Genomic DNA, 10329 nt, shown 5'->3' on the forward strand with positions numbered 1-10329 from the left:
GCATTTAATTGAGATTACTCTTGAGATAGATAATATAAAATCTCCATTTATAGACCTAAAACTACCCATTTGGCGGCCTGGTAGGTATGAGGCTTCAAATTATGCCAAGAACATTCAGCAAATGAAGTGCTATGGAAAGGATGGTTCTCAATTAAAGTATCTGAAGCTTTCCCACAGTAACTGGAAAATTGAAACCAGTGGCAATACAAGTATAAAAGTAGAGTATAAATATTATGCTCATCAGCTAGATGCAGGCAATTCCTGGTTTACTGAAAATCAAATCTATATCAACTTTGTAAACTGCATGCTTTATTGTGAAGACCGGATGCTTGATGAGCATTTGGTTCATGTAGAATTTCCAGAAGGATATGTTATAGGCTGTGGGCTAAAATCCATAAACAATAAACTCACAGCAAGCAGCTATTACGAGCTTGCTGACAGTCCTTTGATAGCCAGCCGAACACTTCAACATTTGGATTATGAAGTTGATGCAGTGCTATTTCATATATGGATACAAGGTGAGCATAATTTAGACACTGACAAATTAATCAGAGAGTTTAAGCTCTTTAGCGAATACCAAATAGGCACAATGAATAAGCTTCCGGCCAAAGACTATCATTTCCTATTGGAATTAACACCTAATAAATTTTACCATGGGGTTGAACACTCAAATTCAACTGTAATATGTATTGGCCCAGGAAAGGAATTAGATAAACCTGAGCTTTATAGCGAACTTATGGGAGTAAGCTCACACGAACTATTTCATGCCTGGAACATTTGTAACATCCGTCCAGAAGAATTGCAGCCTTATAATTTTGGTAAGCCGGCAGTATTCCCAACTGGTTACGTGGCAGAGGGTTTTACAACCTATTATGGAGATTTGTTTTTAGTACGATCAAAGGTTTTTGATAAAGCGTGGTATATAAATGAGCTGACTAAACTATTCAATCGTCACTTTTTAAATTTCGGAAGGCACAACAATTCTGTAATAGATTCTTCTATCGATTTATGGATAGATGGCTACCAGCCAAGTGCTCCTTATAAAAAAAGCTCCATTTACGTGGAGGGGGCCATGACTGCATTAACGCTAGACCTTTTAATGCGACAGAATTCTACCAATGCTAAATCTTTGGATGATGTAATGAGAATTCTGTACAATCGGTTTGGAAAAACTGGTAAGGGATATGCTCATGATGATATTAAGAACATATGTGAAGAAGTTGCTGATCAGAATCTTGATGAGTACTTTGCCGACTATGTAGATGGAACAAAACCTAAGGAAGATTTGGTTTCAGCACTACTTGAAACAGTGGGATGTAGTTTAGAAATAAATGATTCCCCATTACTGCTCGAAAGAGAATTGGGATTAAAAGTGGTGTTTGATGGAGATGAATGCAAAGTGGCCCAAATAGTACCTGATTCCACAGGGGAATCTCTATTTTCAATTCGTGACAAAATATTGACTATAAATGAGCAAAAGCCAACCGAAAGTTTGCTGAAAGAACTAAAAGGTGGAACTCTAGAATTTCAGATAGAAAGGAATTTTAAGCCCCTTGTCATTACAACCAAAACGGAAGGCAAGTCATTTTTGAAAAGGTACAGCATAAGTCAAAAAAAGAGCCCAACTGAAAAACAGAAGGACTCGTTTGAAAATTGGTTGAATATTTCTTTCGACTAGGTTCTAAGGCAGAAGCTGTTTTTTAACTTCTTTAGCTTGTTGCAATTCCAGTCTTGGTCCAAACTTAGAAACGATCTTAGAAGACGCAAGACTGGCAAGCTTCCCTGCATCAGCGTATGAATGCCCATTGGTTATGGCATATAAGAATGCTCCAGCAAACATGTCTCCAGCGCCATTAGTATCAATTGCATCCACTTTATAAGGTTCGATATCAATAAATGTGTCTCCATCAAATATCATAGCGCCATTTGCGCCTAAAGTTATTACGAACTTCTTAGCTACTTTCTTCAATTCTTCACGTGCTGATTCAATTGTATTGGTATCTGTAAAAAGCATCGCCTCTTCCTCATTACAGAAAAGCAAATCAACACTCGCTCCAACTATCTCTTCCATTTGTGGTTTAAAATACTTCACCATGCTAGGATCAGAGAATGTCATCGCAACTTTCACTCCGTTGTCCTCAGCTATTTTTTTTGCCAATTTCATTGCTTTTTGCCCATCCTCACCGGGCACTAGATAGCCTTCCATGTACAAGTACTTACTGTCTTTAAGGGCAGTTTCATTAATCTCTGAAACAGAAAAAGTTGAAGTAATACCAAGAAAAGTATTCATTGTTCTGTTAGCATCAGGTGTAGTCATCACCAAGCACTTACCGGTAATTCCTTCAGGAGCGGTTTCTGAAGTTAAATTTGTATCAACCCCATTGCTCTTAAGATCTTTCAAGTAAAAAGTGCCCATATCATCCTTAGCCACACGACAAGAATAATAACTACTTCCACCAAATTGGCTAATAGCAATAATTGAGTTAGCCGCTGATCCACCACATTGCATATTGCTAGACGGCAAATGAATAGCTTCCACCAATTCGGATTGTCTTTCTTCATCGACAAGGGTCATCAGCCCCTTTTCAACACTGTATTTACCTAGGAATTCATCTGAAACCTCAGTGACTATATCTACAAGGGCATTACCAATGCCATAAACATCATATTTCTTCATATTATTCAGGTTAAAGCTGCTAAGATAGGATTACTAAACGAGTATGAAAACTCAATCGTCCATTGAAATTTTAGGAGTTATATATCCCAATTCTGCTGCACGATTAGGATAATCGGTAATAAGACCATCCACCTTCCATTTCACCAAATTCTGCATGTCAGGTTTTTCATTCACAGTCCAAGGTATAACCTTCATTCCCAAATTGTGTAGCTCGGCTATTTTCTTGGCGGATAACAATTTGTGATAAGGACTATAGATTGCCGGAGTGAAGCCTAGCTCCTGAATATTGCCCTTTGCCGATTTAACATTTTCTACCAAAGCTGCCAACCTAACATTGCTATAGTGTTCATGCCAGTATTTCAGTATTCTAAAGTCAAAAGACTGAATAATTATTCTATTCCAAGGAAGGTATTGGTCTATGAGTTGATAAACTATTTTTGAAAACTCAGTTGGATTTGGGTGGTAAACTCCATCACCATTTTCTTCTGTCTTTAGCTCGATGTTATAATACACCTCAAATCTTGTTTGGCTTTTAATGTGTTCTTCAACTGTCTTAATTACATCCTCCAGCAAAGGCTTAGTTGTACTGATTTTAATCTGATCTTTAAACCTGGCATTGCCTTTGGAACCGCAGTCACATTTTGCCACTTCTTCATAAGTGATCTTATAGATATTGTGTTTCAACTCATCTTTAGCAGAAATTTGATTTCCAAGAGAGTCAAGGCATATAGCAGAAGATAAGTATGGCTCATGAGAAACAACTACTTTTCCATCCTTAGAAATAACTACATCCATCTCTAAGGTAGTTACACCCTGATCGAGCGCGTAGAGAAAGGCTGGTATTGAGTTTTCTGGAAAAATTCCACGCGCTCCTCTATGTCCCTGAACATCCAATTTAGATTGAGCATTTAAGTGAAAAGAAATTATGCAGATTAAAATTGTGGCTATTTTACTCATATATAATCATAAAAATAGGGCAAAATGTTATTAAGCCAATTATGTGAATGTTATGAATTAAAAAAGTATCTGAATGCTGGTGAAGAGAAGAGTGGGAAATACTGGATTCGAACCAGCGACCCCCGCCCTGTCAAGGCGATGCTCTAAACCAACTGAGCTAATTTCCCATTATTGCCAACCCTAAATATAATTAAGAATAGACAAAGTTTAGATAGACAATAAAGTCCAAATGTTGCTAAACAAAAAAAGACAGTATAAACTGTCTCTTAGTGGGCGCTGAGGGATTCGAACCCCCGACCCCCTCGGTGTAAACGAGGTGCTCTGAACCAACTGAGCTAAGCGCCCTTTTTATTAATTTATCTCGCTCTTCTGCGAAATGGAATGCAAATTTAGTACAGTTTTAATTTTATGCAAATTTATTTTGTAAGAAAAGAATTAAAATTCTTGAAGCTCTGTTTCGTTTGAACAATATGGCTTTTAAAAAGTACCTTTAGAGCGAGTTTGGAAAGAAAAATCAATTTTATTTGAACACCGTAAAAATACTTAAAAAGGCATTTTTTTACTCAATAGCCATTTTGAGTTTGGTTCTGTTAGTCAGTTCGCTAGTTGTCTACTACTATCGCGATACTATTATTCAAAGATTTGTTGCTGAAGCAAACAAGTATATCAACACACCTATTGCTGTCAAAGAGATTAATGTGACCATTCTAGATGACTTCCCTGAAGTATCTATCATCTTTAATAAGATTGAAGTTGATGGTAGCAACAAGAAAGAGAAATCGAAATTATTAATTGCCGATAAGCTCTCAATTGGTTTCAATCCTATAAAGCTATGGAACAACACGTATTCCATAGAAGGTGTTAGTCTTGAAAATGCTACATGCCTGATATCTGTTGACAAACAAGGGGTAATTAATTACGATATTGTAAAAAAGCAGGGTTCTGGTGAATCAAAAAATGTTGATTTTGATTTGAAAAAAGTCAAGCTATCAAACGTTCATTTTATTTATGACAATCAGGCCATTGATAATATAGTTGATTTAACTACATCTAGTACCTCGGCAAGTGTGATATATAATAACGAGCTTTTTGATATTGATGCTTCAGGCAACTACCAGGTACACAACATATCATCCAGAAGTAATGCGTTTATTACAGAAAAGGAAATGCAGGTGAATGCTAAAATAGTCTATGATGACATCAACAAAAAAGTAGGCATTAGTCCCTCCAGCTTACAAGTATCCGGATCTGAGTTTTTGACTTATGGTGAATATGCCTTCAAAGACAAACAGTTCATTGAAATACACCTAGAAGGCAAGGACACCAACCTTAATACAATAAGCTCTCTAATGCCGGAGCCAATTCAGAAAAAATTAAGCGTTTATGAAAGCTCTGGAAACACCTATTTTAACCTGTCACTCATTGGTGATTTGGGAGAGAAAGTAGGCCCTCAGCTTGAAGTTCAGTTCGGTCTAAAAGAAGCCTCTATTTTCTATCCTGAAACAGACTCAAGACTTAAAAATGCGAATGCAGAGGGGTATTTGAAATTGGCGGATATCTACAATACGAAGCAAGGTATGCTAGAACTGAAAAACATCGAGGGAAGCCTAGATGGGTCTGAATTCAATAGTAATCTAACCATTATCAATTTCTCCAACCCTAAGTTAATATTTGATTTCTCTGGAGCTATGGATATGAACTCACTATTAAATTTTTATCAACCGAAAGGGCTCAAGTCTGCATCAGGCAGCTTAGATATTGATATTTCTTTCAATGGAAATGTTAACGATTTGAAGAGTCGGAATCTTCAGGGTAGAACAAAAACATCAGGCCAAATAGTCTGCAAAGAGATCAATTTGGCGATGGCAAGCTTAAAGTATCCTTTGCAAAACCTCAATGGCCAATTCCTATTCAATAATATAGATATAGCCCTTAATGATGTTTCGGGCAACTATGGAAAGAGTGATTTTCGATTAAACGGTCTTTTCAAAAATCTGCTTGCTTTTATCCTTTTAGAAAATGAACCTATAGGAATTGAGGCAGATTTACATTCCAACTACCTTGATTTGGATGAGTTGCTTGCTCAAACAAATTCAAAGGGCTCTGATAAATACTATTTCGAGCTGTCTCCCAGGCTAAAGCTAAAGTTTAACACTAATATTGATAGGCTGACATTTAGGCGTTTTCATCCTTCCAATGTCAAAGGGAATGTCATCATTAAAAATCAAGGCCTGCATTCAAATGGAATATCATTTGATGCGATGGGCGGAAATGTTTCTCTAACAGGGAATGTAGAGGCTCCGTCAAATAAATCAGTAGATGTAAAAAGTCAAATTTCAATAACCGGACTTAAGATAGACAGCATTTTCTATGTGCTTGAAAATTTCAACCAAGAATTTATCATTGACAAAAATCTAAAAGGAACTGTTAATGCTCAAATAGAAACCAGCATGAGTTTTGACCATTACCTTAATCTGCAGCCAGCATCACTTCAAGCGAGCATCTTGACTTCAATTTCAAAAGGCGAACTCAATAATTTTGAACCTATGAAAAAGCTTTCAAAATATGTTGATGAAGATAAATTGGATCACCTGACCTTCTCTAATATTAGCAATGAGATATTTATCCAGGACCAAACTATTTACATACCTCAAATGGAAGTAGGCACCAACATTACCTCATTGAAAATAAGCGGGACTCATCAATTTAATCAAGACATAGACTACCATGTTGTGACGCCACTTAGAAGTACCAGAAAGGTAGATAAAGATGAGGCATTCGGTGCTATTGAAGAAGATGTTTCGGGTGAGTCAATGTTGTACTTAAAAATAACAGGTACCACATCCGACTATCAAGTGAGCTACGACAAGCAAGAGGTTAAAAAGAAAATTGCCGCTGACCTTAAAAAGGAGCTGCAAGAGCTTAAAGACGCCTTTAAAAACAAAGGTCTTAAAAAGGGGAAAGCTGTAGAGTTAGAGGAGGATGAATATTTTGATTGGGATGATCATTAGATCATTTTTTAATGTACCCTTCAAAATTGTTATGATCCTTAGTAAATAACTCTTCCTTGCTCAAAGACTTAAAGTAATCATAGGTAATTTTCAAGCCTTCTGCTCTAGATACCTTTGCTTCCCAGCCCAAAATCTCTCTAGCTTTATCAGTATTTGGTTGACGCTGCATCGGATCATCTTTTGGCAGTGGTTTATAAACTACTTTTTGATTTGTTCCTGTCAGTTTGATAATCTCCTCTGCGAATTGTGAGATTGTAATTTCGTCAGGGTTCCCAATGTTAACAGGATAGGCGTAGTCACTAAACAATAGTCTATAAATCCCTTCTATTAAGTCATCTACATAACAGAATGACCTTGTCTGTGATCCATCGCCAAAAACAGTCAGGTCTTCTCCTCTCAACGCCTGCCCAATAAATGCGGGGAGTACTCTACCATCATTCAATCGCATTCTAGGTCCGTAAGTATTGAATATCCTGACTATTCTGGTTTCTAAACCATGATAAGTATGGTATGCCATTGTCATGGCCTCCTGAAACCTTTTGGCTTCATCATATACACCCCGTGGACCCACCGGGTTTACGTTGCCATAATACTCCTCAGTCTGTGGATGAACCATAGGGTCTCCATAAACTTCAGATGTTGAAGCAATAAGCATTCTAGCATTTTTTGCTTTGGCTAGACCAAGCAAATTATGAGTCCCTAAAGAACCAACTTTAAGTGTTTGTATTGGTATTTTTAAATAATCAATGGGACTGGCTGGAGAAGCAAAATGAAGGATATAATCAAGCTCACCGGAAACATGAACATACTTTGACACATCATGATGATAAAATTCAAAGTTTTCCTTACCAAAAAGATGTTCAATATTCTTCAGATTACCTGTGATAAGGTTGTCCATGGCCAAGACCCTAAAGCCTTCTTTATAAAACCTATCACATAGGTGTGATCCTAAAAAACCTGCCGCTCCGGTAATTAATACTGACTTACCCATTGATGGTTCCTCTTCCTATGCTATAGTATGTGTAACCTAAATCTTTCATTTCTTCAGGATTATATAAGTTTCTACCATCAAAAATGGTTTTTGAATGAAGTAATTCGCTAACCTTATCAAAATCTGGAGTTCTAAATACTGGCCATTCAGTTGCAATGAATAAAACATCCGCTCCTTCCAAAGCAGTGTATTGACTATCGCAAAACTCTATTTTATCTCCCAAGATCTCCTTTACATTATCCATAGCTTCGGGGTCATAGGCCTTAACGGTTGCACCTGCTGTTAACAATTCATCGATATTATAAAGGGCAGGAGCTTCCCGAATGTCATCAGTATAAGGTTTGAAAGCAAGGCCCCAAAGTGCTACGGTCTTACCTTTCAAATCACCTCCAAAATGTTTCTTTATTTGTGGGATAAGTTTTGTCTTCTGCTTTTCATTCACATTCATTACCGACTTCAATATGTCAAAGTCATAATTAACTTCCTGAGCTGATTTGGCTAAAGCTTGAACATCCTTGGGGAAACAGCTTCCTCCATATCCAATGCCTGCAAATAGGAATCTCTTACCTATTCTAGAGTCAGTTCCAACACCTCTACGAACAGCATCAACATCAGCGCCCAAAAGCTCGCACATGTTGGCAATCTCATTCATAAATGTGATTTTGGTTGCCAAGAAGGAATTAGCAGCATATTTAGTGAGCTCTGCTGACTTTTCATCCATGTAAATTATGGGATTCCCCTGACGTACTAACGGTGCATATAGCACATCCATTAACTTCTTAGCCTTGTCAGATATAGTTCCAATAACCACTCTATCAGGTTTCATGAAATCTTCAACAGCTACACCCTCTCTGAGAAATTCAGGATTCGAAACAACATCAAAATCCACATTACAATTCTGAGCAATTCTATTTTTTACTTTTTCTGCAGTACCTACAGGCACAGTACTTTTATCTACAATAACAGCATAGTCCTTTAAAAGTGGACCAAGGTCTTCTGCCACCTTTAAAATATATTTCAAATCAGCTGATCCATCCTCACCTGGGGGTGTTGGCAATGCTAAGAAAATTATTTTAGCGCCTTCAATACCTTCTTTTAAATCTGTAGTAAAATGCAGCCTGTCTTGTTTGAGGTTCCTTTCAAAAAGATTTTCTAGGCCTGGTTCATAAATGGTTATTTTCCCATTTTTTAGACTATTCACTTTTCTTTCATCAATATCGACACAAGTCACTGTATTGCCAGTTTCTGCAAAACATGTTCCTGTAACTAGCCCTACATATCCAGTACCTATTACTGCTATTTTCATAATTATTTATCTAATACTTAATGTGTTGCAAAAATAGTCTAATAAATAAATTAACCTGAAATACGATTATTTTTTTGATATTAAATTTACCCAAACTAACATTCGTTTGGGTAAATTATTTTTATCTCTAAATTTGCACTTTAATAAACCAAATAATGAAATGAATTCAGTTGCAGAAAAAGAAACCACAATGAACTTTGAGATATCAGAGAATCAAACCATGATAGCTCAAATGATCCGAGATTTTGGAGAAAAAGAAATACGCCCTAAAATGATGGAATGGGATGAAGCCCAAGAATTTCCAGTAGACTTGTTTAAGAAGCTTGGAGGTCTTGGCCTAATGGGTGTATTGGTTCCGGAAAAATATAATGGGTCTGGATTTGGGTACCATGAGTATGTTACTGCAATTGTTGAATTGTCTAAAATCGATGGGTCTATTGGACTGTCAATGGCTGCTCATAATTCTTTGTGCACAGGACACATTATGCAATTCGGAAATGAAGAGCAAAAAGAGAAGTATTTGCCAAAACTTGCTACAGCAGAATATATAGGAGCATGGGGACTAACAGAACCCAACACCGGCTCTGATGCAGGCAATATGAAAACCGTTGCCGTACAAGATGGCGATTACTACGTTATAAATGGGGCTAAAAACTTTATAACACATGGGAAGTCTGGAGATGTAGCAGTAGTAATTGTCCGCACTGGTGAAGTTGGTGATAGCCACGGCATGACGGCTTTCGTAATTGAAAGAGGAACACCTGGTTTCACAGGCGGCCGTAAAGAAAACAAATTAGGAATGCGCGCCTCTGAAACTGCTGAAATGATCTTTGACAACTGCAGAGTCCATAAAGATCAAATGCTAGGAAATGTTGGCGAAGGATTTATTCAATCTATGAAAATACTTGATGGAGGAAGAATTTCCATTGCCGCTTTAAGTCTGGGGATTGCGGAAGGCGCATATCTTGCAGCACTTCAATATTCTCAGGAAAGGCACCAATTTAATCAGCCTATTGCCAAATTTCAGGGAATCTCATTCAAGCTTGCTGATATGGCGACAAAAATTGAAGCTGCAAAATTATTGATTCACCAAGCTGCCGATTTGAAGAACAAAGGAAAGTCTGTAAACAAGGAATCTGCAATGGCTAAATTATACGCTTCAGAAATTGCAGTTGAGGTGGCTAACGAAGCTGTTCAAATTTTTGGTGGATATGGTTTTACTAAAGACTATCCGGTAGAGAAATTTTACAGAGACGTAAAGCTTTGCACCATTGGTGAAGGAACTTCTGAAATTCAGAAACTAGTTATTTCCAGAGCTATTTTGAAATAGTCAAAGCCTATTAAGATCCTTAATCTTCTTTTTAACAATCTATAGTTGCTTTAATAT

The 10329-nt window shown here is 37.1% G+C and carries 7 protein-coding genes and 2 tRNA genes; 3 read left to right on the forward strand and 6 right to left on the reverse strand.

The window, feature by feature from the left end; all coding sequences use genetic code 11:
* Positions 1–1678, forward strand: a 1678-nt coding sequence (locus E1140_RS04640; RefSeq protein WP_155179535.1) for a M61 family metallopeptidase, incomplete at its 5' end; no start/stop codon positions are given.
* 3 nt (positions 1679–1681) lie between these two features.
* Here the strand turns inward: E1140_RS04640 and E1140_RS04645 are convergent.
* The 4 genes from E1140_RS04645 to E1140_RS04660 form a co-directional block, all read right to left on the reverse strand.
* Complete coding sequence (locus E1140_RS04645) at positions 1682–2677, reverse strand: adenosine kinase (protein WP_155179538.1); 996 nt, start codon at positions 2675–2677, stop codon at positions 1682–1684.
* 51 nt (positions 2678–2728) lie between these two features.
* A complete protein-coding gene (locus E1140_RS04650; RefSeq protein ID WP_155179539.1) occupies positions 2729–3634 on the reverse strand; it encodes a glycerophosphodiester phosphodiesterase family protein in 906 nt (301 codons plus the stop codon).
* A gap of 92 nt (positions 3635–3726) precedes the next feature.
* A tRNA-Val gene (locus tag E1140_RS04655) sits at positions 3727–3801 on the reverse strand.
* A gap of 103 nt (positions 3802–3904) precedes the next feature.
* Positions 3905–3979, reverse strand: a tRNA-Val gene (locus tag E1140_RS04660).
* A gap of 179 nt (positions 3980–4158) precedes the next feature.
* On the opposite strand from E1140_RS04660, the gene E1140_RS04665 reads away from it, so the two are divergent.
* On the forward strand, positions 4159–6645 hold the full coding sequence (locus E1140_RS04665; RefSeq protein WP_155179542.1) for an AsmA-like C-terminal region-containing protein: 2487 nt from the start codon (positions 4159–4161) through the stop codon (positions 6643–6645).
* 1 nt (position 6646) lies between these two features.
* On the opposite strand, the gene E1140_RS04670 is transcribed toward E1140_RS04665, so the two are convergent.
* Together E1140_RS04670 and E1140_RS04675 are read right to left on the reverse strand one after the other, a co-directional pair.
* Positions 6647–7636: a UDP-glucuronic acid decarboxylase family protein gene (locus E1140_RS04670; protein WP_155179544.1), complete on the reverse strand. Its 990-nt coding sequence runs from the start codon at positions 7634–7636 to the stop codon at positions 6647–6649.
* Complete coding sequence (locus E1140_RS04675; protein WP_155179553.1) at positions 7629–8942, reverse strand: UDP-glucose dehydrogenase family protein; 1314 nt, start codon at positions 8940–8942, stop codon at positions 7629–7631. Before E1140_RS04675 ends, E1140_RS04670 begins: the two co-directional genes overlap by 8 nt.
* Before the next feature lie 190 nt (positions 8943–9132).
* Here E1140_RS04675 and E1140_RS04680 point away from each other — a divergent pair, with 190 nt between their 5' ends.
* Positions 9133–10272 carry an acyl-CoA dehydrogenase family protein gene (locus E1140_RS04680; protein WP_155179555.1) on the forward strand — a complete coding sequence of 380 codons (1140 nt, stop codon included), beginning with the start codon at positions 9133–9135 and terminating at the stop codon, positions 10270–10272.
* Positions 10273–10329 lie beyond the last annotated feature (57 nt).

The sequence above is a fragment of the Fulvivirga lutimaris genome, from assembly GCF_009711525.1.
GTDB lineage: Bacteria > Bacteroidota > Bacteroidia > Cytophagales > Cyclobacteriaceae > Fulvivirga > Fulvivirga lutimaris.

Bases quoted from the DNA above. Each gene is read 5' to 3' on its own strand.
- E1140_RS04645 (WP_155179538.1), bottom strand. From the start codon at position 2,677: ATGAAGAAATATGATGTTTATGGCATTGGTAATGCCCTTGTAGATATA.
- E1140_RS04650 (WP_155179539.1), bottom strand. From the start codon at position 3,634: ATGAGTAAAATAGCCACAATTTTAATCTGCATAATTTCTTTTCACTTA.
- E1140_RS04670 (WP_155179544.1), bottom strand. From the start codon at position 7,636: ATGGGTAAGTCAGTATTAATTACCGGAGCGGCAGGTTTTTTAGGATCA.
- E1140_RS04675 (WP_155179553.1), bottom strand. From the start codon at position 8,942: ATGAAAATAGCAGTAATAGGTACTGGATATGTAGGGCTAGTTACAGGA.
- E1140_RS04680 (WP_155179555.1), top strand. From the start codon at position 9,133: ATGAACTTTGAGATATCAGAGAATCAAACCATGATAGCTCAAATGATC.